Origin of the sequence: Candidatus Bathyanammoxibius amoris, assembly GCA_024451685.1 — a bacterium.
Classification (GTDB): Bacteria; Planctomycetota; Brocadiia; order Brocadiales; family Bathyanammoxibiaceae; genus Bathyanammoxibius; species Bathyanammoxibius amoris.
On record JAMXCW010000003.1, the window covers coordinates 1 to 26,331 of the forward strand.

The 26,331-nt window shown below is 51.0% G+C and carries 22 protein-coding genes; 21 read left to right on the top strand and 1 reads right to left on the bottom strand.

Annotated features, from left to right (window positions below):
- Positions 1 to 462: 462 nt before the first annotated feature.
- Entirely contained in the window at positions 463 to 2,217 is a 1,755-nt protein-coding gene (locus tag NOU37_02505) for a beta-1,3-glucanase family protein (GenBank protein MCQ4574105.1), read from the bottom strand.
- 250 nt (positions 2,218 to 2,467) lie between these two features.
- Between NOU37_02505 and cobD the strand changes: the two genes are divergently transcribed.
- The 21 genes from cobD to NOU37_02610 all read left to right on the top strand — a co-directional run bounded on the left by cobD (position 2,468) and on the right by NOU37_02610 (position 26,023).
- On the top strand, positions 2,468 to 3,574 hold the full coding sequence (cobD, locus tag NOU37_02510) for a threonine-phosphate decarboxylase CobD (GenBank protein ID MCQ4574106.1): 1,107 nt from the start codon (positions 2,468 to 2,470) through the stop codon (positions 3,572 to 3,574).
- Positions 3,571 to 5,109 carry a cobyric acid synthase gene (locus tag NOU37_02515; GenBank protein ID MCQ4574107.1) on the top strand — a complete coding sequence of 513 codons (1,539 nt, stop codon included), beginning with the start codon at positions 3,571 to 3,573 and terminating at the stop codon, positions 5,107 to 5,109. The genes cobD and NOU37_02515 overlap by 4 nt, the downstream gene beginning before the upstream one ends.
- Before the next feature lie 34 nt (positions 5,110 to 5,143).
- On the top strand, positions 5,144 to 6,097 hold the full coding sequence (gene cbiB, locus NOU37_02520) for an adenosylcobinamide-phosphate synthase CbiB (protein MCQ4574108.1): 954 nt from the start codon (positions 5,144 to 5,146) through the stop codon (positions 6,095 to 6,097).
- A 10-nt stretch (positions 6,098 to 6,107) separates the two neighbouring features.
- Positions 6,108 to 7,490, top strand: coding sequence for a cobyrinate a,c-diamide synthase (locus NOU37_02525; GenBank protein MCQ4574109.1), 1,383 nt, complete (start codon positions 6,108 to 6,110; stop codon positions 7,488 to 7,490).
- The gene (locus NOU37_02530; GenBank protein ID MCQ4574110.1) at positions 7,487 to 8,509 is read left to right on the top strand and encodes a precorrin-8X methylmutase; all 1,023 of its coding nucleotides are present in this window, start codon (positions 7,487 to 7,489) and stop codon (positions 8,507 to 8,509) included. Before NOU37_02525 ends, NOU37_02530 begins: the two co-directional genes overlap by 4 nt.
- Positions 8,510 to 8,520: 11 nt before the next feature.
- Positions 8,521 to 9,615 carry a cobalt-precorrin-5B (C(1))-methyltransferase CbiD gene (gene cbiD / locus NOU37_02535; GenBank protein ID MCQ4574111.1) on the top strand — a complete coding sequence of 365 codons (1,095 nt, stop codon included), beginning with the start codon at positions 8,521 to 8,523 and terminating at the stop codon, positions 9,613 to 9,615.
- Complete coding sequence (gene cbiE, locus NOU37_02540; protein MCQ4574112.1) at positions 9,588 to 10,241, top strand: precorrin-6y C5,15-methyltransferase (decarboxylating) subunit CbiE; 654 nt, start codon at positions 9,588 to 9,590, stop codon at positions 10,239 to 10,241. Before cbiD ends, cbiE begins: the two co-directional genes overlap by 28 nt.
- A 3-nt stretch (positions 10,242 to 10,244) precedes the next feature.
- The gene (cobI, locus tag NOU37_02545; protein MCQ4574113.1) at positions 10,245 to 11,018 is read left to right on the top strand and encodes a precorrin-2 C(20)-methyltransferase; all 774 of its coding nucleotides are present in this window, start codon (positions 10,245 to 10,247) and stop codon (positions 11,016 to 11,018) included.
- A complete protein-coding gene (locus NOU37_02550) occupies positions 11,008 to 11,964 on the top strand; it encodes an ADP-ribosylglycohydrolase family protein (protein ID MCQ4574114.1) in 957 nt (318 codons plus the stop codon). The genes cobI and NOU37_02550 overlap by 11 nt, the downstream gene beginning before the upstream one ends.
- A gap of 12 nt (positions 11,965 to 11,976) precedes the next feature.
- Positions 11,977 to 12,702, top strand: a complete 726-nt coding sequence (gene cobM, locus NOU37_02555) for a precorrin-4 C(11)-methyltransferase (protein MCQ4574115.1) — start codon at positions 11,977 to 11,979, stop codon at positions 12,700 to 12,702.
- 186 nt (positions 12,703 to 12,888) lie between these two features.
- The gene (locus NOU37_02560) at positions 12,889 to 13,353 is read left to right on the top strand and encodes a hypothetical protein (GenBank protein MCQ4574116.1); all 465 of its coding nucleotides are present in this window, start codon (positions 12,889 to 12,891) and stop codon (positions 13,351 to 13,353) included.
- A gap of 7 nt (positions 13,354 to 13,360) precedes the next feature.
- Positions 13,361 to 14,488, top strand: coding sequence for an efflux RND transporter periplasmic adaptor subunit (locus tag NOU37_02565; protein MCQ4574117.1), 1,128 nt, complete (start codon positions 13,361 to 13,363; stop codon positions 14,486 to 14,488).
- Positions 14,489 to 14,490: 2 nt separating this feature from the next.
- A complete protein-coding gene (locus NOU37_02570) occupies positions 14,491 to 17,610 on the top strand; it encodes an efflux RND transporter permease subunit (GenBank protein MCQ4574118.1) in 3,120 nt (1,039 codons plus the stop codon).
- Between the two features lie 3 nt (positions 17,611 to 17,613).
- Positions 17,614 to 18,396 (top strand): cobalamin biosynthesis protein, encoded by a 783-nt coding sequence (locus NOU37_02575; protein ID MCQ4574119.1) that lies wholly within the window; start codon positions 17,614 to 17,616, stop codon positions 18,394 to 18,396.
- Positions 18,397 to 18,425: 29 nt separating this feature from the next.
- Complete coding sequence (cobJ, locus tag NOU37_02580) at positions 18,426 to 19,109, top strand: precorrin-3B C(17)-methyltransferase (GenBank protein ID MCQ4574120.1); 684 nt, start codon at positions 18,426 to 18,428, stop codon at positions 19,107 to 19,109.
- The gene (cobK, locus tag NOU37_02585) at positions 19,106 to 19,861 is read left to right on the top strand and encodes a precorrin-6A reductase (protein MCQ4574121.1); all 756 of its coding nucleotides are present in this window, start codon (positions 19,106 to 19,108) and stop codon (positions 19,859 to 19,861) included. Before cobJ ends, cobK begins: the two co-directional genes overlap by 4 nt.
- Before the next feature lie 23 nt (positions 19,862 to 19,884).
- The gene (locus tag NOU37_02590; GenBank protein MCQ4574122.1) at positions 19,885 to 20,085 is read left to right on the top strand and encodes a type II toxin-antitoxin system HicB family antitoxin; all 201 of its coding nucleotides are present in this window, start codon (positions 19,885 to 19,887) and stop codon (positions 20,083 to 20,085) included.
- Between the two features lie 621 nt (positions 20,086 to 20,706).
- On the top strand, positions 20,707 to 23,433 hold the full coding sequence (locus tag NOU37_02595) for an NB-ARC domain-containing protein (protein ID MCQ4574123.1): 2,727 nt from the start codon (positions 20,707 to 20,709) through the stop codon (positions 23,431 to 23,433).
- A 286-nt stretch (positions 23,434 to 23,719) separates the two neighbouring features.
- On the top strand, positions 23,720 to 24,367 hold the full coding sequence (locus tag NOU37_02600) for an FmdE family protein (protein ID MCQ4574124.1): 648 nt from the start codon (positions 23,720 to 23,722) through the stop codon (positions 24,365 to 24,367).
- 102 nt (positions 24,368 to 24,469) lie between these two features.
- Complete coding sequence (locus NOU37_02605; protein MCQ4574125.1) at positions 24,470 to 25,384, top strand: tetratricopeptide repeat protein; 915 nt, start codon at positions 24,470 to 24,472, stop codon at positions 25,382 to 25,384.
- 132 nt (positions 25,385 to 25,516) lie between these two features.
- On the top strand, positions 25,517 to 26,023 hold the full coding sequence (locus NOU37_02610; GenBank protein MCQ4574126.1) for an O-acetyl-ADP-ribose deacetylase: 507 nt from the start codon (positions 25,517 to 25,519) through the stop codon (positions 26,021 to 26,023).
- The last annotated feature ends 308 nt before the right edge of the window (positions 26,024 to 26,331 follow it).

A 26,331-nucleotide genomic window follows, 5' to 3' on the forward strand; every position in this document is an offset into this window, starting at 1 on the left:
GCAGTTGGTATCAATCCATTGATTATTTTTTTAAATGTTTTATTCATTTCAGAAACAGTTAGAAGGTAGCCTCCGGCGCATAAAGAAATGCTAATTGTTATTGCACTAATCGTAAAGGAGAAACCTTTAAAAAGCCCTGAGGGCGTCCAGGCTTAAAGGAAGAACTTGCGTGTCCCCCCTACACGGAAGCAGTAATCAGGAGCTTTAGCCTTGTCTCCTATTTTTATTGATTCTTCGTGGACAACGTCCGTGTATGCTTCCGCACGACCCCTCTTGTTGTAAATGTCCCAGCCGAGGAGTTTAAATAACTGATTGATAAATTCCAGCCGAACCCGGGTTTCGTTGTACCGGCCAGATTTGTACGCTTAGATATTTCTAAAATATAAGCTGCTGGTCAAGGCTAACCAAGCAGCTTTTTTATAACTGCAAAAATTTAAAAAATTATATGCCAGCAGGAGATCCTTAAGGCCCAAAGTCTGCGGGAAATACAAGCTGGAAGAACGTTTTTGTAATAAGCACACCGGCTCCGTTTTCCCAGTCGTTTGGATTTAGAACTTTTCTATTAACTATATCGATATTTAATAATTTACCTAGATGTTTCGAAAATTGAATATCTGTAAATTGAGGTAGTCCTACAGATGGAATATTATTTACAGTATCAGGAATTACATACTCGGGTTGTTGGTTCTTATTGACATATACAAATCCTAGATTGGTTATTACTTGCGGAGGTATTCCTAATGTTGTCAGGTAGTTATGGTTTGGCCATGTTATAGGTGTTGAACCATCTGATCCTGTGAACTTCCATATATGTAAAATTACAGGTTCACCTGGAGGAATTGTTATCGATGAACTTCTCTTATAAAGATCGTCGTGGGCCAATCCGTAATTCCTTCCGTTAATACTCCATTGATGTACTGTTTCTGAATAACGGTTATACTGATTGGCATTGCTGCCTTCAATGTCCTGGTAGTAATTCCATGGAAATCCTGCAATTCCTCCAAATGTTTTGTCATTCTGGCCCCACAGTCGCGGATTATATAGAACACCTCTGTTGATTGCAGTCTCAATGAGAGCAATAAATCTTCCAGCTGCGTTATTAGGTTCTGTCATTGCAGTAGATATTACATTTATACTTGAAAAAGCATTTTTTCCTGTTCCTCCACCTATTGTAAATTTTGTACCATTAGCTTTAAATGACAGAGATCTAGAACTTGAATCCCAGCTAAAATCTGTAAATGTCCATTGGCCTGAACTAATAGAAAGGCCTTGTGAATTAGTAATAAACTGGGGAAAACCGACATCCATTGCATTATCTAGTACTGTTGTATTGCTTGGCAAATAGTTCTTATTTCCCGCTTGTGTAGGAGCTAATGCCCTTACAATAGTACCGCCATCTCTAATTATTGCCCCTGGTGAGTTGAATGGTGACGGTAGATTTACAAATTTTCCCATTATAAAGTCTCTAGGTATATCTCTCCAGCCAGTTTTTCTTGTTTTAAATTCCAGGGCCATAGGTATGCCAACGGCATCAACTGCAGAGATATCCCAGATACCGCCGGTGTTATATTCAAAAAAGTCCCAAATCTGCGTTGAAGTTAAGCTGGGTACACCTGTCGGCACGAAGGTAGTCACAAAAACATTACCAGACTTAATTCCAGGATCAATTAATGATATGGAGTCAGTTGATCCTGTGATTTTGTGTCTATTATTGGGACCAAGTGTTGTAGATCCCCATGTAGGTGGATTTGTAGAAAAATCCAGCCATTTATTATTATCAGCTCTTTTAACAGAAATATATAGAACTTTCCCTGACTGATTATCTATACTGAGTGTGTTTGATGAACTTGCCTGTGCATCATCAGCAGTGATGTTGCTGAGGGGAGTGAGTTCGCCGGGGGTAGGCGTGATGGGAGCAGCGATTTTGCCGGCGGGAGTGAGTTTGCCGGGGGTAGACGTGAGGGGAGCGATTTTGCCCTCGGCAGTGAGTTTGTCGGGGGTAGGCGTGAGGGGAGCGATTTTGCCCTCGGCAGTGAGTTTGTCGGGGGTAGGCGTGAGGGGAGCGATTTCGCCCTCGGCAGTGAGTTTGCTGGAGGGTATGTTTTGCGCTTCAACCAGTTCAACAGGTTGGGACAAGACAACGACTACAACCGCGAGAATCACCAATATAGCAGTTGGTATCAATCCATTGATTATTTTTTTAAATGTTTTATTCATTTCAGAAACAGTTAGAAGGTAGCCTCCGGCACATAAAGAAATGCTAAGTGTTATTGCACCAATTGTAAAGGAGAAACCTTTAAAAAACCCTGAGGGCGTCCAGGCTTGAAGCGAGAAGAATCATACCTGATTAGCCGGCGAAACCCCTTGCCTGATATCCGTAGCAGTAACTGCGTTGACTAACTATGACCTGCCTATATAATGTGCTGTAAGCACTTTTCGTGTATTCATGCGTGAGGGGTATGAACGGGTGACACATATTTTTGACGGCCACGGTGGCAAGATTGCCCAGGCGTGCGCGGCGTACGGGCTCAAGGCCGATGAGATTATAGATTTCAGTGCGAACATCAATCCGCTTGGTTATTCCCCTGACCTGCCGAAGAAGATTGCCCTGGAATTCGGGGCTATTCTGCATTATCCCGACATAAATGTCTCCAGCCTCAGAAGCGCAATCGCAGGGAAAATCCATCACAAAGAAGAACAGGTGCTGGTGGGGAACGGCTCGACCGAGTTTATTTATCTCATTCCGCGCGCCCTTAGACCGGATACCGGCCTGGTGTTTGAACCCACTTACAGCGACTATGCCCGCGCGCTCAGGAACTCGGGGGCGCGTGTTAAAGAAGTTATGTGTGACGAAGAGACGTTTAAATGCGACTTTAACCATCCCGCCCTCGCCGGTGCGGAGATGGGCGGAGGCACAGTTGTTACGTACCTGTGCAACCCCAACAATCCCACCGGATACCTGACAAGACGGGATGAGATATTATCACTGGCCGGGCGCCTTCCCTCAATGTATATCGTCATAGACGAGGCCTTTATGGACTTTGTGGAGGGGAATGACGACTTCAGCGTACTTCCTGACGCCGGCGGGGTGAGAAACATCATCGTCCTGCGTTCCATGACAAAGTTCCATGGGTTCCCGGGGCTCAGGCTGGGTTACATGGTGGCACATCCGGAGGTGATAGAACGAATCAAGGCGGTCAAGGAACCCTGGACGGTAAACACATTGGCGCAGGTTGCGGGACTGGCGGCCCTGGAGGATAGACGCCACATAACCAGGAGCAGGGAATTTGTATCCGCCGAAAAGGATTTTTTGTATCAGGAGCTTTTAGAAATAGACGGTCTCAAACCGCTGCGTCCAAGCGTGAACTTTATCCTCGTCAAAATAACCGATGAAGGCCTTACGGCACGGGAGCTTCAGGAGGCCCTTATCAGGATGGGGATACTCATCCGGGATTGCTCCAATTTCAAGGGGCTGGGTAACAGGCACTTTCGTGTGGCGGTCAGGAACCGTGAAGAGAATATGCGGCTGCTGTCCTGCCTTGAAACCGTCCTCAAGGGGTTAGCGGTAAAATGAGCGCCAGAGCGATAATGATACAGGGGACGGGTTCGAGCGTCGGTAAGAGCCTGATAGCAAGCGCGCTGTGCCGTATATTTAAAAGAGACGGCCACAGGGTCGCCCCCTTCAAGGCCCAGAACATGGCCCTGAATTCTTACGTGACCCGCGACGGCGGCGAGATGGGGAGGGCACAGGTGGTTCAGGCCGAGGCCGCCGGCATTGAGCCGTCAGTAGAGATGAACCCCATCCTGCTGAAGCCCACGGCCGATACGGGTTCACAGGTAATTGTTATGGGCAGGGCGATAGGGAATATGACGGCAAAGGAGTACTTCGCCGCAAGGGGAGAGATGCTCAATACGGTTACCGGGGCATATAAGACCCTGAGTGAAAGATACGACATTATAGTGATAGAAGGCGCGGGCAGCCCTGCGGAGATAAACCTGAAAAACAACGATATAGTGAATATGAAGGTGGCAGAGCTGACCGGCGCACCTGTATTGCTGGTGACGGATGTGGACAGGGGCGGCGCGTTTGCCTGGATAGTGGGCACGCTTGAACTGCTTCGGGAGGACGAGAGGGCCAGGCTAGGCGGCTTTATCTTTAACAAGTTCCGCGGTGACCCTGCGCTCATCAAAGACGGGCTGGAGATGCTCGAATCACGAACGGGCCTTCCCGTTTTAGGGCTCATACCGTACCTGAGGGATATTGGTCTGGACGAGGAAGACTCCGTCTGGCTGGATGACCGCCGTAATACCGGTAAAGGCGGACGGAACGGGGACGACGTTGACGTCGCGGTTATCAGGCTGCCCAGGCTCTCTAACTTCACAGACTTCAATATCCTGGGAAAAGAGAAAGGCGTGGGGCTAAGATACGTGGATGACCCGGCGACACTTGGCCAGCCGGATTTAATAATCCTGCCAGGCACGAAGAGCACGATTAAGGACCTTCAATATATAAGGAAAAAAGGTCTGGCACAGGCAATAACCAGCCGTGCCCGTAACGGTGCGATGGTAATGGGCATCTGCGGCGGGTATCAGATGCTCGGCACGGGTATTGAAGATGCGGGGCTTGTGGAGTCCAATCAAAACTACACCGAGGGACTTAATCTCCTCGACGTCTCTACCAGATTTTTGAAGGATAAGCAGACCTTTCAGGTCAAGGCCGTTATGGACGAGCATGGCCCCCTCCCGTTCCAGGTGGACGGTGTGCTCAGCGGTTACGAGATTCACATGGGAGACTCGGAATGCCGCAGTAAACCGCTGCTCAGGATAATAGAGCGCGGCGGCAGGCCGGTTGATATCGCTGACGGCGCGGTGTCGGCCGACGGCCGGGTGATTGGCACGTACCTGCATGGACTCTTCGATAATGACGAATTCCGCCGCCAGTTAATTAACTATCTGAGGGGCACGAACGGCGTGGCGCAAGAAGACAGCGAAATACAGTTGTCCTCACAGGCCCTGAAAGAGGAGGCGTACGACCGGTTGGCCGACGTCGTGCGGGATAATCTTAGGATGGACGTTATCTACAAGATGCTGGAGGCGAAGCGTTCCTGATGACTATCGCTACGAAGGGAACAAGGAAGAATAGATGCTAGAGGCAGCGACGCTCCCGCTACTGGTGGCCTTTATAATTGACCTGGTTATTGGAGATCCGCGTGGCATGCCCCATCCGGTCAGGGCCATCGGCAGGGTAATAGAATGGGCCGAATCTCCTCTGCGCAGGCTGCCCTCGGAGAGGCTTTCGGGTATTATCCTGACCGTCTCCGTAGTGTCGGCCACGTATTTCTTAACCTCCTGGGTGTTATCCACGTCCAGCCATTACGGTCTGATGTTGTATTTCATTGTCGCCAGCATCACGATTTATTTTACAATATCGGTGAAGTCACTTGCGGACGAGGCGAGGGCCGTCATCTCGGCGCTGGAGACGGGAGACATAATTAAGGCCCGGCAGAGGCTTTCCCGTATAGTGGGCAGGGATACAGAAGACCTTGACGAGTCACAGGTGGTCAGGGCCTGCGTGGAGAGCGTGGCAGAGGGCACCGTAGACGGGGTCATATCACCCATCTTCTACGCCGCACTCGGAGGACCCGCCGCGGCCATGGCGTATAAGGCGGTAAACACGCTTGACTCTATGGTGGGGTACCGCAACGATAGATATCTGAGATTCGGCTGGGCATCAGCCCGCCTGGATGACCTCGCAAACTACGTACCCGCACGGATTTCTCTCCGGCTGATTGCCATAAGTTCTTGTATATGCGGTAAACCGTTTTGGGACTGCATATGCATAGCCACGAGGGACGGACGCAGACATCCCAGCATAAACAGCGGCATACCTGAGGCGGCGTTCGCGGGGGCGTTGGGTGTACAGCTTGGCGGGCCGAGCACCTACGGGGGCGTAGTGTCCGATAAGCCCCTTATTGGTGAGCCGAAGAACGCGCTTAATATTGATAGGATTAAAGAGGCCGTAAACGTGGCCTATGTGGCCTCCTTTCTGGCGCTTGGGTTGGGACTTACGTTAAGTGCCATTGTCGTCATAGTCTAGAGATGAATATATGTCAAGACTCCCCCGGATACTGATAGCCGGCACGCACAGCGGGGCTGGTAAGACCACGTTCACGCTGGCCCTTATGGCGGGGTTGAGGAAGAGGGGCCTCAGTGTCCAGGGGTTCAAGACAGGGCCTGATTATATAGACCCAAGCCACCACACCGCCGTCACCGGAAGGCCGTCGCACAATCTCGACACCTGGATGATGGGTGGTGACGCCTGCCTGGAGAGCTTTTCGCGTGCGGCGTCAGATGCAGACGTATCCGTCATTGAGGGTGTTATGGGACTCTATGACGGGCACAGGGACGGCTCCGGCACGGGCAGCACGGCCGAGATGGCAAGGCTCTTGCGCGCGCCGGTTATCCTGCTGGTGGATGCCAGAGGTCTGGCGCAGAGCGTTGCCGCCCTGGTCATGGGGTATAAGGAGTTTAACCGGGAGACCCCCCTCGCCGGTGTCATACTGAACAACGTTTCCGGTAAAAAACACCTCGAATTCCTTAAGGCCCCCATTGAAGGGCACTGCGACCTGCCTGTACTCGGCTATATGGAAAGAGACAGAGGGTTGACCATACCGGAGAGACATCTTGGCCTCATACCTCACAGCGGGGGCGCGGTCGACGCCGCTTTCTACGCGGGGTTGGCGGAGCTACTGGGAGGTGTGGACGTTGAACGCATCGTGGATATCGCAGGCTCGGCCCCGGAGATACCTTCGCCTGCGGTGGAGACTCCCTGTCGTCCGGGCGACAGGGTTCCGGTTCGCATGGCCCTGGCCAGGGACCAGGCATTTAGCTTCTACTATGAGGACAACCTGAGGCTTTTGAGGCAGTTTGGGGCCGAACTCATACCGTTCAGCCCGCTCAAGGATAGGACACTTCCGCCGGACATTGACGCCATATACATAGGAGGTGGTTTTCCCGAACTCTATGCCGGAGAACTTGAATCAAACGGCGCCATGAGAGAAGCGATGCGCGCGGCCGCCGGTGACGGGGTGGTGATATACGGCGAATGTGGCGGCATGATGTACCTTCTTGAAAGACTGATTGACTTTGAGGGCAGTTCATTTAAGATGAGCGGTATACTCCCGGGCACTTCACAGATGACCAGCAGGAGACAGGACCTGGGTTATGTCAGCGTAAAATCTCGAAATGATAACATCCTCTGTAAGAGGGGGGAGACCTTCAGGGGACACGTATTCCACTGGTCAACCCTCAAAGACATACCGGAAAGCACTAAATTTGCTTATGAAATCTCTAAGCCGGGCGAGGAAGGAAAACCCGACGGGATTCTTGGAGACAATATCCTCGCGTCGTACACGCATACGCACTTCGCCGGTAGACCGGAGATGGTTCTAAGACTACTTACTTCCGCAAAGAGGGCGAACAAGGTATGAAGACGGCAGTGGTGGTTGTCGCCCACGGCAGCAGGGCAAAGGGTGCCAACAAGGAATTTTTCGGCGTAATAGAGGGGTTGAGGGCCATGGGCAGGTGGGATGAGGTGGAGCCCTCTTTCCTGCAGTTTAATGAACCAGGCCTTGCCTCCGCGGTGGAGGGAGTGATTAAACGAGGCGCAAAAAAGGTAATGGTCGTCCCCCTGTTGCTTTTCCCTGGCAACCACATGCGGAAGGACATACCCGAAGAGATAGAGAAGCAGAGGTCGAAACACCCCGGCGTAGAAATAGTAGTAACAGAACACCTGGGCATTGACGGCAGGACCACCCAGATGGTGGTTGAAAGAATAGAAGGCGCGAGCGATAACGGGAGGGCCGCCACGGGTACGAAATACACGCAACTGAAACCGCAAGAAATAGAGCAAGAAAGTTTCAGGATACTCAGTGAGCTGGTAGACCTGGAACAATTCCCCGAAGACTTCAGGCCCGTCGTACAGAGGATAATCCACACCACGGGAGACCCGGAACTGGCCAGGACGCTGGTATTTCATCCCGATGCGGTGAGTTCCGGCATTGAGGCCGTAAGGGCCGGCAGGCCGATTTTGACGGACGTCACCATGGTTCAGACGGGGATAGACAAAAAAATTCTTTCCCGTTTTGGTGTGGAAGTAATTTGCAGGATATCGGACCCCGAAGTGGTGCGGGAGGCCGAGTCCGCGGGAAGCACAAGGGCGGCCGCCGCAATGAGGGCCGCCGCCGACGCGGTCTCAGGGGGCATAATAGCCATTGGTAATGCCCCGACTGCCGTAATGGAGGTCGTAAGGCTTGTAAATGAGGGAAAGATAAACCCCGCCCTGATAGTTGGTGTGCCGGTCGGGTTTGTGGGCGCGGTGGAATCAAAGGAAGAGCTGGAGACGGTACCCGTACCTTTTATCACAAACCGTGGCAGGAGGGGCGGGAGTACTGTGGCCGTAGCCGCGGTAAACGCCATTTTGCGGATGGCCCGGGAGGAAAGACCCTGAATAAACCGCGGATTAGTCCTGGTTACGGCTTTACTACCGGCACGTGCGCCGCGGGGGCGGCACGGGCGGCGGCGCTGGGGCTGACCACGGGTTCCGTGCCCGGCAGTGTGGAAGTGGTTACCCCTTCAGGTGTAGTCGCAAGGCTGGAGGTGCTGGAAGAAGAATTTAGACCGGGAGAGTTTGTCCGGTGTGCCGTCAGGAAAGACGCGGGAGATGACCCTGACGTTACCCACGGGTGCCTTATAGTCGCCAGGGTAGAACAATGTCAGGAAGATGGTGTCGTGATAAACGGTGGCGATGGTGTGGGCAGGGTAACCAAACCCGGGCTCCGGATGCCTCCGGGAGAAGCGGCCATAAACCCTGTACCGAGAGAGATGATAAGGGCGTCGGTAAGTGAGTTCATTCCGGAAGGTATGGGCCTCAGCGTTACCATTTCCGTACCGGGCGGGGAGGGGATAGCGGAAAAGACGTTTAATCCCAGGCTGGGCATTATAGGGGGTATCTCCATAATAGGCACAACGGGCATTGTACGTCCAATGTCACAGGAGAGTTTCAAGACTTCCCTTGTATGTGCCCTGGATGTGGCCGGGGCTATGGGTTACGAGACGGTCGTACTCGTGCCCGGGAACCTGGGGGAAAAGGCGTTTCAAAAGACGTTCAAGGTGGCTCCCGAACAGGTCGTGCAGATTGGCAATTACCTGGGGTTTATGCTCATCGAGGCAAGGAAGAGGAAATTCCGGAGGATAATACTTGCGGGCCATCCCGGCAAACTTGCCAAATTCATCCGCGGCGACCTGGATACGCACAGCATGAAGTCGCCGCCGGCCATGGACGCCGTCATCAAAATTCTTGAGGAAAATGGTCTGGAGAAGTCTATTATTGAGGTTGTCAAGGACTCTCCCACCGTAGAGGGCATAATCCAGCAGTTAAAAAAATGTGATAAACTCTTTATGATGGAGCATGTTGCAAATATAATTGAAGAGAAGGCGAGAGACCTTCTTGGCCCGGGTGTGGAGACGGGGGCGGTGCTCTTCGACATGCAGATGAGACTTACAGCTATTTCGAAAGGGGCGGGGGATTGGCAAAAAAGCCTGCAAACAACGTAGCCATAATAGGCTGTGGTCCCGGCAGCATAAGCTATATGACGGTGGGGGCCCTCAAGCGCATCAAGGAGGCGGACGTGGTTGTGGGCAGCCGGAGACTCTTAAACCTGTTCCCAGAGGTGAGGGTCGAAAAACTCGTCCTTGGCAGAAATTACAGGGTCCTGCTGGGTAAGATAGAAAGACTCAGCGCCAGAAAGAAGGTTGCCGTGCTTGTCAGCGGTGACCCCGGCTTCTTTAGTTATGCGAAGCTGGTTGTTAACAGACTGGGAAAAGAACATTGCGATATAATACCCGGGATAAGCTCCGTTCAGCTTGCCTTCGCCTCAATAAGGCAGCACTGGAGCGATGCCCGTTTCATAAGCCTTCATGGCCGTAAGACGGAATTGAATAGCCTGGTAGAGGCCGTCAAGGCACATGACAAAGTGGCCGTCCTTAACGACACTGCAATGAGCCCGAAGATTGTATGCCATGCCCTGAAGAGGGGCGGTGTAAAAGACAAAAAGGTCTATTTGTGTGAAAACCTTTCGCTGGGAAACGAAAAGGTTAAAGAGTACGACCTCTCATCCCTCAGCAGGGCAAATGCAGACGGTATAAACGTGATGATTTTTGTCTCAGAAGGCTGCGCTTGATCTATGTCCTCCCCCACGCTAGGTAATTTCTACGGCATCGGTATCGGCCCCGGAGACCCGGAGTTGCTCACCCTCAAGGCCCTGCGCGTCCTCAAGGAGATAGACGTGGTGTTCGTCCCCAAGGCGGGCATCAAAGAGGAGAGTATGGCGCTGGAGATCGTACAGCCGATAATAAACGGTAAAAAAGTGGTGGAAAAGGTCTTTCCCATGATAAAGGATGCGGATAAGCTGCAGGAGTTCTGGCTTGACGCCGCCGGGGCGATTAGGGACGAGTTGTCCAAGGGAAGGAACGTGGCCTTTCTTACGATAGGCGACGCGCTGACCTTCAGCACGTATGTATATCTACTGCGGTGCCTTAGGGAGATGATCCCTGAGGACAACATCCACACCATACCGGGTATCACGTCATTTAACGCCGCGGCAAGCCTTGTGAACCTGCCCCTCGCCCAGAGAGGCGAAAAAATCGCCGTCATACCTGTGTCTGACGACGTGGAGGAATTGAGACCCGTCTTTAAGGACTTCGACACCGTAGTCCTCCTAAAAGTGGCGAAGAGGCTGGACAAGGTAATAACGCTCCTTGAGGAGACGGGCCTTGCCGGGACGTCCATATTCGCCTCGCACGTGGGGCTTGCGAATGAGTACGTTTCACGCGACGTCAGCACGCTAAAGGGCAGCGGCAAGGGCTATATGTCCGTAATAATCGTCAAGACACACCGGAAGCATAGCCACCGTGAAAATACAGGTTCTACAAGAGCTGCGAAAGGCAATGGTGACTGATTCCATCGAAACAGAAGACAGGTTTATCGGTTCCGTACTGGGGGTGGCCATTGGCGATGCCATGGGGATGCCCTTCGAAGGCTGGTCCCCTGACAAGATAAGGGAGCACTGGAAGGATAAGGTCTTCCTGTCGGCATCACCGCGCAGGGGGCTGGGACCCGGCCAGTATACAGACGACACGCACATGACCATCTGCCACCTGAAGAGCCTTATAGATTCGGGTGGGTTAGAGCCGGAGGACGCCGCGCGAAAATTCCTTGAGTGGTTTGATTCGGGTGACCTCAGGGGAATAGGCGCGGCTACCGCGTTGTCAATGAAAAGACTGAAACAGGGCCGCTCCTGGCAGAAAAGCGGGGCAACGGGGGAGTACGCCGCGGGCAACGGCGGTGCCATGAGAATCGCCCCGGTGGGGCTGTTTTACTATAACGATATATCCGCACTGAAAGAGTCTGTCCGGCAGGCAGTAGTGATAACACATGATAACACGGAGGCCGTGGCCGGCGCGACGGCGGTGGCCTATATCGTGGCAAGGGCGGCCAAAGGGGACCTTGACCTTGACCTGGACACCCTTATAACTGACACAAGGGAATTTATCGGGGACTCAACAGTATCAGAAAACCTGGCCAGGGCGGAGGCACTCTTAAAGGATAATGCCACTAACGAAAAGGCGCTGCAGGTGCTGGGCACGTCCGGCTATGTTGTGGAGACCGTGGCAAGCGCGGTGTTTTGTTTCCTGTCCTCACCCCGCGATTTCAAGAGCACAGTGGTTAATGCCGTCCTGGGTGGACTGGACACCGACACAACTGCCGCCGTTGCCGGCAGCATGAGCGGGGCCTTTAACGGAAAGGACGGGATCCCCCGGGACTGGGTCGATGGTGTTGAGGACGACGAGCGGCTTACTTCTATGGCCAGGAAACTCTATAAGGTCTCCAGAAAAAACCAGTGAAGGGAGGGATGCATGAAGGTCTACTTTATAGGCGCTGGCCCCGGAGACCCTGAACTGCTCACCGTGAGGGGGAAAAAGATACTTGGCAAGGTCGGCTATTGCCTCTACGCGGGCTCCCTGGTTAATGAAGAGATATTAGGGTACACAGGGCCGGGCGCGAGGCACTATAACACACACGGCATGGGCCTCGAGGAGCAGCTAAAGGTGATAAAGGAGGCGCAGGAAAGGGACGAGGACGTAGCCCGGCTGCACACGGGTGACCCGTCTATTTACGGGGCCATCCAGGAACAGATGAAGGCGCTGGACGATATGGGTATTGCTTATGAGGTGGTGCCGGGGGTCAGCTCCTTTGTGGCCGCGGCAGCCAGCCTGAAACAGGAGTTAACACTCCCCGGTGTCTCGCAGACCGTAATTATTACCAGGGTGGAGGGTGAGACACCCGTGCCTGCAAAGGAATCCCTTAAAGTGCTCGCGCAGTCAAAGTCCACACTGTGTATCTTCTTGAGCGCAGGCCACGTAGAAAAAATAGTTGAAGAACTCCTCCCGTCATATGGCCCGGACTGCCCCGTCGCCGTGGTCTATAAATCCACGTGGAAGGAAGAAAAGATAGTGCGCACCTCTCTTTCAAGGCTGGCGGAAGACGTAGAACGTGAAGGCATAAAAAAGACGGCCCTCATCATAGTCGGGGAAGTGCTGTCGAGGGACTTCGAGAGGTCCCGGGTCTACCAGTCCCCCTAAGAAATCCCCCCTCCCAAATACCTGAATCCTTGTGCCACCCGTCACGTATATTGCACCCGGATAAATAGTTGCATATTATGCAACTATTTGTTATGATTTAACTAAATAAAGCCCGCCGCTTGAGGGGTTCCCGGGCGGATTTTCAGACCAATAAATGTCCTCTATCAGGACACGGGGGTGCCGCTTGTGAAACAAGAAACCAAAACCAAACGGAAGACCAGCCTGGACAGCTTTGTAGAGGAGATAAACCTGCTCATCCTGGAGTTGGGAAGAGATCCGGAATCCTCATCCATCCTTACCTTTGACCAGGAGGCCCTTCTGGCCTTACTCAGGTGGAAGGACAAGATGTCGCTCAAAGACATAAAGACCCAGCTAAACATAAACACCTTTCAGGCGTCACGCCTGCTGTCCTCGCTGGAGAACTATATTGAGGGGAAAAGCAGGGCACCGTTGATTATTCGCGAGGTAAATGAGCAGGACAAGAGGCAGTGGGATATATCCATGTCTGACATCGGCCGGCAGGTGCTTATGGAAGAACTCCACAGGAGGAAGCTCAGGGTCAAAAAGCTTCTCAACCCTCTGACCCAGGAAGAGAAGACCGACTTTATGTCAATAATCGAAAAGATGCTTGCCTCCATGAGACAAGGGTAGACACAAAATGCCGAATACCAAATATTTCATTACAACTTCGAGCAAATTATTCCAACCGGGCGCAATAGTGCTTGTGATTGTCTTTGCCATAGTTCTGCCGGCTGTGGCCGTGGGGGAAAAGAACGGAAGAGTATACCCTGTAGAGGTGTTTAAGGCGATAACACAGGACATAGTATATATGGAAGAGACAACGGGGTCGTTTTACGCCGAGGCCGACGTGGACATACGGAGCGAGGTGGACGGAATTGTAAAGGAAATACTCTTTGAAGAAGGCAGCAAGGTAAAGAAGGGCAAACTCCTCATTACGATTGGGGACGAGAGGTACCGTTTTAAGGAAGAGGAGCACAAGGGCAGGGTCCGGGAGGCGGAAGCAGACCTGGTACTGGCCAGAAAGACGCTTAAAAGGATAAAACAGCTCTATGAGGAAGGGGTCGTATCCGGCCAGGAATATGACGAGGCGGTTAGCGGCGTGAAGCTAAAAGAGGCCAACCTGAAAGCCACCCGTGCAGCCCTTTCCCTGGCGGAAGACGAGCTTGGCGATACCAGAATTTATGCCCCGATATCCGGAACAGTGAGCAAGAAGTTTATTGACGTCGGAGAATACGTTAGCGAGGGTAATACCGACCTGCTGAACATAGTGGACATCAATCCCATAAAACTCGAGTTTACCGTCCCCGCAAAATACTACTCTTATGTGAAGACCGGTCAGGAGGTAAGCGTTTCTGTAGAGGCCTATCCCGGTGAAGAATTTGTGGGCACGGTATATTATATCAATCCCAAGACCGTAGTAGAGACAAGACGGTTTCAATGTTACGCAAAGATACCGAATCCCGACGACAGGCTGATTCCGGGGTTTTTTGTACTTGTCAAGCTGCCGGTTGCCTTACATCCGGACGCGGTGGTGGTCCTGGAGGAGGCCCTGCTCAGTGAGGAGGGCATCAGATATTGCTTTGTGGTGGAGGACGGGCGCGCCGTAAAGGTCGTTGTTACTCCCGGAATCAGGTTAAAAGGGGGTATGGTGGAAATATTAAAGGGGCTGAAGGCCGGTGACAGTGTGGTAGTAAGGGGGCAGTATGTGTTGTCTGCTGGAGACAGCGTTGAGCCGAAGCCGTTCAAGGCCAATGAAGGAGCATAGCGGTGTTTTTACCCGACCTCTGTATAAGAAGACCCGTATTCACCGTAATGATAGTCTCTGCGATAGGCGTCTTTGGAGCAATCGCCTATTTCATGCTCGGTGTGGACCAGTATCCCAAGATAGATTATCCCTATGTGGTGGTACAGACCAAACTGAGAGGCGCCAGCCCGGACGTCATGGAGCTGGACGTCACCGATCCCCTTGAAGAAGAGATAAACACTATACAGGGGATAAGAAACCTCACGTCCAAGAGTTCTGAGGGCTTCTCGGAGATAACGGTAGAGTTCAGACTGGACAGGGACATAGACGTTGCGGCGCAGGACGTGCGCGACAAGGTCGCCATAGCCCTGGAGAAGCTTCCGAAGGACGTTGAGCACCCGATAGTAGACAAACTGGACCCCTCCGCAAGCCCCATCATGTGGATAGCCGTACAGGGCAACATGCCGATTAAAGAGATAAGCGACTACGCCCACTACGTCCTGAAACCCAAGTTTCAGGTCCTCCCCGGCGTGGGCCTGATTATTGAGGGTGCCTCCCGCAGGAAGGCAATGCGAATCTGGCTCGACCCCAACCGCCTGAAGGCCCGGCAGATAACCGTAGAGGACGTCATTGACGCCCTGCGCAGGAAACACAGCGAGGTGCCCGGCGGGAAGATAGAAAGAGGGTCTGTGGAACTTTACATAAGGACCCTGGGGGAGTTCAAGGACGCGGAGGATTTTAATAACCTTATAATAGACTACCGTTCGGGCGCCCCCATAAAGTTAAAAGACGTCGGCTTTGCCGAGTTTGGAATGGAAGACCGGAGTATGGTAGGCCGGTACCGTTATGCCCCGGGGGCCATAGAGCCGGCTGTGGGCCTTGGCGTAAAGAAACAGTCGGGCGCGAATACCGTAGCCGTCTCCAGAGAGGTAATGAGGGTTTTTAAGGAGGCCAGAAAACACATGCCCGAGGGCATGTCTATGAACATTGCGGTGAACCGCGGCGACTTCATCGTTGCGTCCATAAATGACGTGCAGTATGCCATCCTTTTTGCGATATTAATAACCGGACTTGTGGTGCTGTTTTTCCTGCGAAATCCCGTTGGCACATTCATAGTCTTCCTGGCCATACCGGTTTCGTTCTTGGGCACCTTTACCGTGATGTATTTCCTGGGTTTTACGCTCAACAATATGACCCTGCTGGCGTTGAGCCTCGCCGTTGGTGTGGTGATAGACGACGCGATAGTGGTTCTGGAGAGCATATTCCGGCACAAGGAAAAAGGCCTGGAGCGTTTTGAAGCTGCCAGCAGAGGGGCGGGGCTGGTGGCCTTTGCGGTTATTTCCACAACGATAGTGATGGCGGCGATGTTCATTCCGGTGGCCTTCCTGGGCGGTATAGTGGGGAGATTCCTTTATGAGTTTGGAATTACCGTTTCGGTGGCCGTATTTGTCTCGACGTTTGTCGCGCTCACACTGACCCCGATGCTCTGCTCGCGCTGGCTGAAGGTCGGGGGCAAGCGAAACAAGGTATTTGTCTTCTTTGAGCGCATGTTCCTGGCGCTTGAGCGCGTTTACGTAAAGGCGCTTGGCTGGTCCTTACGGTGGAGGTTTATCATATGCATAATTGCTGCCGCAAGCCTGACGGTCGGCATATTTTTTGCGGGTCTTGTTGGGAGGGAGCTGGTGCCCTCGTCGGATACGGGGCAGTTTATGGTAAGCGTGAAGACGCCGGTAGGCTCGTCACTGGACTATACCGACAGTATGATGAAAAAGATCGGATATGTCCTTGACGAGACGCCGGAGGTAAAGTCGTTCTTCTCCGCGGGTGGTTTTGGCGGGGGGAACAAGGGTATCTTCTTTGTGCATCTTGTGCCAAAGTATGACCGTACGCGTTCACAGGGTGAGATTATCGCCGGACTGAGAAGACAATTTGCCGGGGTCCCGGGTGTCTTCGCGTTTCCTCTGGAGTTTGAGCGAAGCTTCGGTGCCGGGAGGGGCGCGGCGCTGGAGTTTTCCGTTTCCGGTCCGGAACTCACGGAACTGGAAAAGCTGGATGTGGAGTTTCAGGAAAGGCTTAGCAAGATACCCGGCATCGTTGACGTGGATTCTGACCTGGAACTGGGCCGGCCCATGGTTTACGTAAACATAGACCGCGAGAAGGCCGCGGACCTGGGTGTGGACGTAACCGGAATAGGTAACGCTATCAGGGCCATGATGGGCGGCGTAGAGGTAGTGGAAGCCAAATACAAACACGCAGGCAAACGATACAACACAATCGTAAGGCTCGCCGAACAATACCGGGACCTGCCACAGCACATAGGCGAGCTGCACCTGAGAAACAAAGAAGGACGTATTGTCGGGTTAAAGGACCTTGTGAGTATAGAAGAAGCAACCGGGTTCAACGTTATAAACAGAAGGAACCGGCAGCGCTCTTTTGTGATATCCGCGAATCTCGTTAAGGATGAAAAGACCCTGGGGGAAGCGGTCAAAGACGTTAATGAGATTGCCAAAGAAATACTGCCGGAGCAGTACATCATGGCCTTTTCGGGAAAGGCGGAGACGTTTAAGGAGTCTTTGCGTACTATAATATTTGTGCTCGTGCTGTCTATGGTTATAACCTATATGGTGCTTGCGTCCCTCTTTGACAGCTTTATCCACCCTTTAACCGTAATGGTGGCGTTACCCCTCAGCTTTGCGGGCGGGTTCGGCCTGCTGCTGGTCACCGGGAACACCATCAATGCATACAGTGTAATAGGTCTAATTCTGTTGTTCGGACTGGTTTCAAAGAATTCAATATTACTTGTGGACTACACCAATAGGCTGCGGCGCGCGGGCAAGGACGTCAGGGAGGCCATACTGGAGGCCGCGGAGACAAGAATGCGCCCTATCCTCATGACGGCCTTTTCGACTATGTTCGGGATGCTGCCAATTGCCATCGGTCTAGGCTACGGCGCGGAGGCGCGGGCCGGCATGGGTGTGGTAGCCGCGGGCGGGATGTTCTCTTCTATGTGCCTTACACTGCTTGTGGTGCCGGTATTTTATTCCCTGCTTGATGAACTTGTACAGATTACAAGACGTTCGAAACGCAAAAAACCTAAAAAACTAAAAAAGGCCGCCGCGGCCGCGTCTACTGCAAAGGAATAATAAATGTCCCTGGCGCTTATAACACTCTCGGAAGAAGGCCTGGAAGTCGCAGAGCGGCTGAGACCGGCCCTGGGAGAAGATGTTGACCTGTTCGTAACGGAAAGATTCAGCAAGGACAAGCCGCGCACAAAATCTTTCTCCAAGGGTATTCGTGCCCTTGTAGCCGAAATCTTTGATAAATACGACGGCCTGGTATTTATTATGGCCCTGGGCATAGTGGTAAGGGCAATTGCCCCGCACGTGAAGGACAAGCTCACGGACCCCGCGGTGGTAGTGGTGGACGACGCCGGACGCTACGCCGTCAGTGTGCTGTCGGGACACGAAGGCGGCGCAAACGACCTCGCCCTGAAGGTGTCCAATGTCCTCCACGCGGAGGCGGTTATAACAACGGGTACCGAGGCGAAAAAGGACCTGGTAGTCGGGGTGGGTTGCAAGGCCGACGTCTCTTCGGAGGCCGTTAAAGAGGCCATAGTGTCCGCGTTACAGTTTTGCCATATGCCGCTTGAGCGGGTGAGACTTGCGGCTACTATAGACGAGAGGGCGCGCGTGCCCGGCCTGGCCGAGGGCGTTCGAGAACTGGGAATACCCTTGAAGATAATCTCAAAAGAAGAGATAAATACGTGTGCGAAGGAGTTCAGCAGGTCTGAGTTCGTTAAGGAAAAAATCGGCGTCTGGGGCGTCTGTGAACCCGTGGCGCTGCTGGCGGGGAGGAGGACGAAATTAATACTGAAAAAACAGAAGTATCCGGGGGTAACCGTAGCCGTGGCCCAGGAAAACTTTTCGTAGTAGGCATCGGTCCCGGCTCAGCGGACGATATGACCCCCAGGGCAATTGAGGCGCTCAGGGCGTCTGACGTCATCGCCGGGTACAAGACATACCTGAAGCTGATAAAGGACGTGATAGGTGATAAACCCGTGCTGAGTTCAGGCATGGGAGAAGAACGGCAGAGGTGTGAGGCCGCGCTCAAGGAGGCCGCGGAGGGCAAGGTAGTGTCCATCGTGAGTAGCGGCGACCCTGGGGTCTACGGCATGGCCGGACTTGTGCTGGAGCTGGCCGGGCGTGTGAACCCCAAAATCCCCGTTGAAATAATCCCCGGTATCCCCGCGTCCTCTGCCGCGGCCGCGCTCTTAGGGGCGCCGGTCATGCACGACCACGCCGTTATCAGCCTGAGCGACCTGCTCACCCCCTGGGATTTGATAGAAAAGAGGCTGCGGCTTGCGGTCGAGGGGGACTATGTCATTGTGCTATACAACCCCAGGAGCTCACAGCGGACCTCTCAGATAGAGAAGGCGCAGCAGATAATTATGGAGAAGAGGCCGGGGTCACTGCCCGTTGGCATCGTGAAAAATGCCGGAAGAACGGGACAGGAGATAGCTGTGACCACCATCTCCGAGATGCTTAACCATACGATAGACATGACTACTATAATCATAATCGGCAACTCCACCACGTTTGTCTCAGATAATTTCATGGTAACAAAGCGAGGCTATAAGCTGTGATACTGGTAATGTCAGGCACTGCCGACGGCAGGGAGATAGTCCGCAGGCTGCACGATGCAAAGGTAAAAGTCATTACCACCGTTGCCACACCGTACGGCGAGGAGATTTTTGCGGGGATGGGACTCGGCCACCTCTGTGTGAAGGGCAGGATGGACGGGGACGAGCTGGTCCGATTCATCGATGATAACGGCGTGGACACCGTCATAGACGCCACACACCCCTACGCCGCCAACGCCTCCCTGAACGCAATGCGGGCCTGCGGGGAAAAGGGCATCAGGTATATCAGGTTCCAGAGAGAGGCCACGCCACTACCGGAATCCCCCCTCATACACGGAGTAGACGGCGTAAATGAGGCCGTGGAGGCGGCGGGTAAGCTGGGCGGCAGGATACTCCTCACCACCGGGTTTAACAGTGTAAAGGATTTTATCAGGCTGCGGGACGGTGGCAGTCACGAGATAATCGTCCGCATCCTCCCCATGCCGGAACATATCAGCAGGTGCGTCGAGATGGGAATCTTACCAAAAAACATCCTGGCCATTCAGGGCCCGTTTTCCAGGGAATTTAATATAGTAAACATCCGCGACTTCAGCATAGACGTCGTCGTCACCAAAGACGGCGGCAGAGAGGCCCGGACCCGGGAGAAACTCGACGCCTGCCTTGAGTGTGAAATTCCAATAGTAATCATCCACCGCCCTGTGCTAGACTATCCCTGTACATGCTCAAGTATAGAAGAAGTTATGGAGCTTGTTTAGGAGATTATCGGGAGGTATATCTTATGAAACTCCATGTAGTGTTGGAGAAAGACGAAGCGGGTTACTATGTGGTGGAGGTACCTGCGCTGCCGGGTTGTTTATCGCAGGGCAAGACGAGTGAAGAGGCCCTGGAAAACGTAAAGGAAGCTATCGATGGCTGGCTGGAGGTAATGGAGTCCAAACATACCTTTGACACGTCTAAGGCGATAGAGGTTGTTGTTTAATACCGCTCAGACTGTGCTCCGGCCAGGAGGCTGTTAAAAACGTAGGGACAGGGCTTGTCCCTGTCCGTTCTCGGACAGCCACGAGGGCTGTCCCTACACAAAAGCTTTTCCCTCAAATTGTTACTTTAAAGTCATTAGTGGGTGAACAATAATGACACTTGAGTTTCCCATTATGATTTGTGTAGGTAACCCCGTCGATAAGACCCCTACCTCGAGACCAACGCCCCCCTTGATAATCATCCACCGCCCCCGGCTGGACTATTCTATAACGTTTTGAATCTACATTAGCTTGTAAACTGTATTTAAGCCATGAACATGTTTTGCTGGAAAACCCATGTTGTTACCGCAGTAACATCCCGGAATTGTGTTGCAAACAAATAGAGCTACATGCCTATAAAAAGCTTCTTCTTTTCTCATTGACATTGCGAAAGCACATTGTATAGAATCAACCCGCATATACCAGAACAACGTAAGTGTGTGTATATGATACGAATGTAGTATAAGTAGTGTGTTTTGTGTGGCAGAAGAATATTTAGGCGGTGATACATGAGTATACAATTTAATCGTAGAGATATTGGGTATACAGTCATTTCACGGTTTGAAGAATCTTTTAGATGCTTCTTGTCAGAGAAGCTTCCTATTCATAATGTAAATTACGTAGAGGGTATTCCACCTGGAGTTATAAGTAAAATCAAGGATCGAATATCAAGTGCTGATTATGAGGAAATAGGTGATTTGCTTGCAGAGACAGATTTTCCAGACTTAAAGGAAATCGTATGCTACAAAGACATGTATCGAAAACACTTTCCAAATACTGGCTTCTCAGCAAAAGAATTCTCTAATGTAATGGATGAGCTGTACGGTTTGCGATGCAAGATTGCTCATGTTAGAGGGTACTTTACAAGTTTAGACTTGGACAAATTATTAGAAAACACAAGAAAAATAGCTCGTTATTTAGGTTCTGAAAAGACGGCATTTGCTAACTTTGTTCGAGACATAGAGGAACATCCAGAAAAGGTTGTAATTAGGATACCACCGGGATTTACCATTGATTATTTGTGTAATATCGGAATACCTAATAATGTTCCCACGCCAGATTACGAATATGAAGGTGGATTTATTGGAAGAGAAGAGGACATTAAAAAGGTAATGCAATTATTAGAAGGGAGTCTCCATCGAGTAATTACAATCTCTGGAGCTGGAGGAGTTGGCAAGACAGCTCTCGCTTTACGGGTTATTTATTCACTTGTTCAACAGCCAGTTCACAAGTTTGATGGTATTATCTGGATGAGTGCAAAAGAAGAATCATTATCTTATCTAGGAATTGAAGATATAGAGCCGACAATAAAAAACTACGAACAGCTATTAGACACGATCTTTTGTGTTATGGGCTTTGGGGAGCCGAGCGATTCTGTAGAAAAGAAGGGAGAGGATATTCAGGCAATCTTTGATATGCATAATTGCATATTAGTTGTTATCGATAATTTGGAAACCATTACTGATGAGCGTACAATAAACTTTGTCCTTGACCCACACCCAAAAACAAAGGTTCTTATTACAAGCAGAAAAGGATTAGGTCAGGTTGAGAGGCGTTATGAACTTAGACAACTTAAAGAAAAAGAAGCTATTCACTTATTCCGTCAAATTTCTAAAGACAAAGGATTGGGTAGTCTAACAAGGCTCGATGATAAAACTATTAGAGCGTACGTGAATAAAGTATGTTGCTATCCGCTGGCTATCAAGTGGGTGATTGGGCATGTAGCAATGGGGAAGGATATTTCTAGTATAATTGATGCTGTCGGAGAAACAACTAGTGAAATTTCTCGTTTTTGTTTTGACCATATTTATGGCGAGCTTTCATATTCCTCAAAAAAAATACTTTGTGCTTTAAGTTCTTTCGACGAACCTCCTCAAGCCGGAGTGTTGAAGTATGTGACAAATATCGAACAGAGAGATTTTGAAGATGGAATCCAAGAATTAATACTAGTGTCCTTAATTGTACCAGAACCATATAAGGGTGAACAAAATCAGATTTTGACACGATATGTCTTGTTATCTCTAACTCGTAGATACATACGAAAGCAAATAGATAGGGATTCTTCTCTGAAAAGGGAAATTGAGGAGAAGTTGCAAGAAGTTCAAGCAACTGTTGAAGAAGCAGAACGCGCGAAAAAACAATATCGCTTCAGTTTGTCAAACTTGGGGGCTATTTCAGAAGAAGAAAAGGTTGCCGCAATGATTGTACAAACTGCTTTCCAAAAATACCAAGCAGGGAGATATGCTGATGCTGTTGATGATTACAAAAGAGCTCTGGGCATTGCTCCTGGCTTTGCTTCTTTATACAGAAACTGGGGGGTAATGGAATCTCAGGAAGGCCATTCCGTTGAAGCGGATAGACTGATGAAGAAAGCAGCACAACTTAATCCTAATGACCCGCAGATTTGGCTTACGTGGGGCAACATGAAAAGAAAGGGGGATAGAATAAAAGAGGCATTAAGCTATTATGAAAAGGCATACAAATTATCTCCCGATGACTATGTAATACTTAATGCCTTGGGGCAAGCTAAATGTCGCTTAGGTGAACATTCGGAAGCGGATAAATTGTTTGGGCGAGCTTTAAAGAAGGAAACTACAGGCTCAGCTAGACGTCATGAAATAATAAACCGCACAAGTATGGCTGAAAACCTTAAGCGATGGTCTGAGGAGCTAAAAAAAGACCGAAAGCATACGGAAGCCGAAAAGAAGTTGAAGGAGTCCTTACAACAGATTGAAGCAGCCGTAAAACTAGATGACAGTGATTATAGATCATTAGATATGCGCCGCGAGATTCTAATAGAGCTAGGCTACTTCTATAAAGTAAACAACACAAATTTAGCGCTACAATATTTTAAACAGGCTATTGTTAATAAACCTTCAACGTATAAAGAAAAAAAGTGTACCGTCATGGCGAGTTTCCAGGCATCACAAATATATTTCAGAAAAGGAGAACTTGATAAGGCAAAAGAGATGCTTCCAGCAAAGTTGCTTAAATATGTTAGAGACAAATCAGATAAAGATCGTGAACTTAAAGATAAACTCGAGGACTTCTACGCTAAACTATACGAAGTACATAATGTGTTGAGAGGCAAAATAATATCAGTAGATGAAACCAGAGGTTTTGCCATAATTGAGTTGCTTCATGTTCCTGGTAATACATATTTAGCTCATATTGAGGAATTTTTACCAAGGATTTGTGATCTTACGGAAGAGGCCTGTGGTAAAATTGTAACTTTTATTCCGGAAGAAGTTAGACAGGGAGATAGTGTAAAGAAAACTGCTAGCAACATTAGATTCATAAAGGAAGAATAGGAAAGCATTTTTCAACATTGAAAAGAATCTTATTGTATTTCATTCTATACTTACTCATAATTGTTAAGGTAGTTCCCAGACGTATGACTACGTATTACACTCCATAACCTTTCCTTGACCAAATAACCCGCCCGTGTTAGAATCTTTAACTCTTCTGGCCTCGTTGGGCCTGTACCTCTGTAGAGAAAGGATTTCCGCCCCGATGGCAAGCTTCCGCAGTGTGAAGATAGTTGTGTTAAGTCTTTTAGTCATCTTGACTTCTACGTGGCACCCGGGAGGTGTGTTAATGGCCGTTGAAACCACGAAGTTTAATAAAGATTTCTTTGATGAAGTAGAGCCCATAAAATTAGAAGACCCCCTCGCGGTAGTGCTCGGGGCGATAGATAAAGGCGAGCCGCTGGTCTATACATACGGTGACGCCGTAAAGATGGCGGGCCACTCATGCCCTGCCATTTCCGGGACGTACAAGATGACACAGCTGGCGCTCAAGAAGCTTTACCCGGACAAGAACCCGGTCAGGGGCGAGATAAAGGTCAAGTTCAAGGGCGGCGTTGAGGATAAGGTGAACGGCCCGGTGTCCCAGGTGGTGACTTTTATAACCGGCGCAGCGCCGGAAAGCGGTTTCAGCGGGCTTGGCGGCGGCCGCTACAACAGGAAGAACCTCCTCACCTTCGACGCGAGCCAGGAACCCCCTGCGGACTGTATATGCTCGGTGGAATTTGAGCGGATGGACACGGGTAAGAAGATAGAGATAACGTATTCAAATTACATGCTAGGCGGCAACCCAAAGATGGGTGCGCTTATGCCGAAGGCCGTGACCGGGAAGGCCACGGACGAAGAGCAGAAGGAGTTCGGAGAACTCTGGCACGAGAGGATAAAGACCATCCTCTTTGACCCGCCGGAGGGTATGTTCGTTATAAAGGAGCTGAATTAGTTTTCCACCACAGGAGCAAGTCAATAACGCGACGCTGGCGGTTTTCCTGGACCTGCGGGAATCTTGAGCGGGCCCGGCCACCACAATAAAACGGATATGAACATGAACACGAGAAGAGTTACTATATTAGCTGTCATCGCCGCTCTGCTTCTGGGGCTAATCGAGCCCTGTTATGCCGAGGTTGGTGCGGTGGACAATTTCCGCGTCGGGCTTGAACTGCTGAAAGAGAAGAAGTATGGCGAGGCAATCACGCAGTTTAAGACGGCAACTGAGAAGGATCCCTCAAAGGCGGAATACTATCGAAGGCTGGGCCAGGCCTACGCCAAGAACAGTATGTGGGAGGAGTCCATAGGGGCTTACACAAAGTGCATCGAGCTCGACCCGAAGAACGTGCAGGTCTATAACAATCTCGGGGTCGTGTATGCCACGCTGGGAAAGCCGAACGACGCGATTACGATGTATGAGAAGGCCATGGCGCTGGACCCGAACTACGTTGAGGCGTACAATAATAAAGCCGTTGCGCTGATGAGCGGGGCACGTATGGAACGGGCGCAGAAAGAGCTTGAGAAGGCGCTGAAGATAGACCCAAACCACCCGCAGGCCCATTATAATATGGGGATCATTCAAGCCAGGAAAGGTTGGCCTGATAAGGCAATGGAGGAGTACAGAAAGGCCATTGAGCTTAACCCGGAGTACGCGGAAGCCTACAACAACCTGGGCATACTACTGGAAGACATGGGAAAAGAAGAAGAGGCCGCAGCACAGTGGAAGAAGGCGATAGAGGTCAGGCCTGATCACGTCGACGGTTATTACAACCTGGGCGCGTTCTATTTCAACCGGCAGATGTATGCGGAGGTACTGCCTGTATGGCAGAGTCTAGTGGAACTGCAGCCGGATAACCCGTGGGCACATTGGCGGCTGGCCGCGGCATACGGCAGGCTGGGAATGGTTGAAGAAGCGAAGAAAGAGATAGAGATATTTAACAAAACTGCGCCGCCGGCGGACCAAATAAGATAACTCACCGGAGATGGACAGGGGAAGTCAGGAGTCCATCCTATTTCTTTATAAATCCTATCGCAGGGACATTACACATTAGCCACTGACTATGGTTATTGTCCGTATTAATAACGATACGGGAGTGGTAAAGACATGACGGAAATTACGATTAAACAGGGGGATATAACGAAGGAGGCGGTGGACGCGATAGTGAATGCGGCCAATAAGCCGCTTCTTGGCGGTGGAGGCGTGGACGGGGCCATACATCGTGCTGCGGGGCCGGAGTTGCTTGAGGAGTGCAGACCGCTTGGTGGTTGTCAAACGGGTGAGGCGAAAATCACAAAAGGCTACCGCCTGCCCGCGAAACACGTGATACACACCGTTGGCCCGGTTTACGGGCGGTCTGGAGGTAATGACGCGGAACTCCTGGGTAATTGCTATACGAACAGCCTCCTTTTGGCCAGGAAGCATGGTCTTAAAACCATTGCCTTTCCCGCCATATCTACCGGAGTTTACGGCTACCCGAAGGAAGACGCGGCGCAAGTCGTTTATGATGCCATCAACAACTTTATTTCCAAAGACGATTCTCTGGATGAGATTAGTTTTGTACTGTTCTCAGGCGATGATTTGAAGTTGTACGAGAAGGTCTTCAAAAAATGAGTAAGCAGGGTAACTGCTGTCATACCACTTGATTAGGAAAAGCAGGCACTCTGTTTCCAGAGTAACCGGAATAATAAGGGTGTTGTGTTGTCTTCGCAAGGTTTCTAATTTTTCTGACCTGCCCAGCAGAATTTCTTTCATTTTCCGCTTCCAGGGTGGTCGTGGTCAGGCCACTTGAGCGCCAGTCAAGGCCGGGAATGCGGTGGAACGACTGGAACCAGAAGGATTTAGAAAATCTAGCCAGCCTCTCGTCCGGGCCCGTTTACCCTGCTTCAACGGTAGATATCCAGACTGAAATGCGGCTGCGG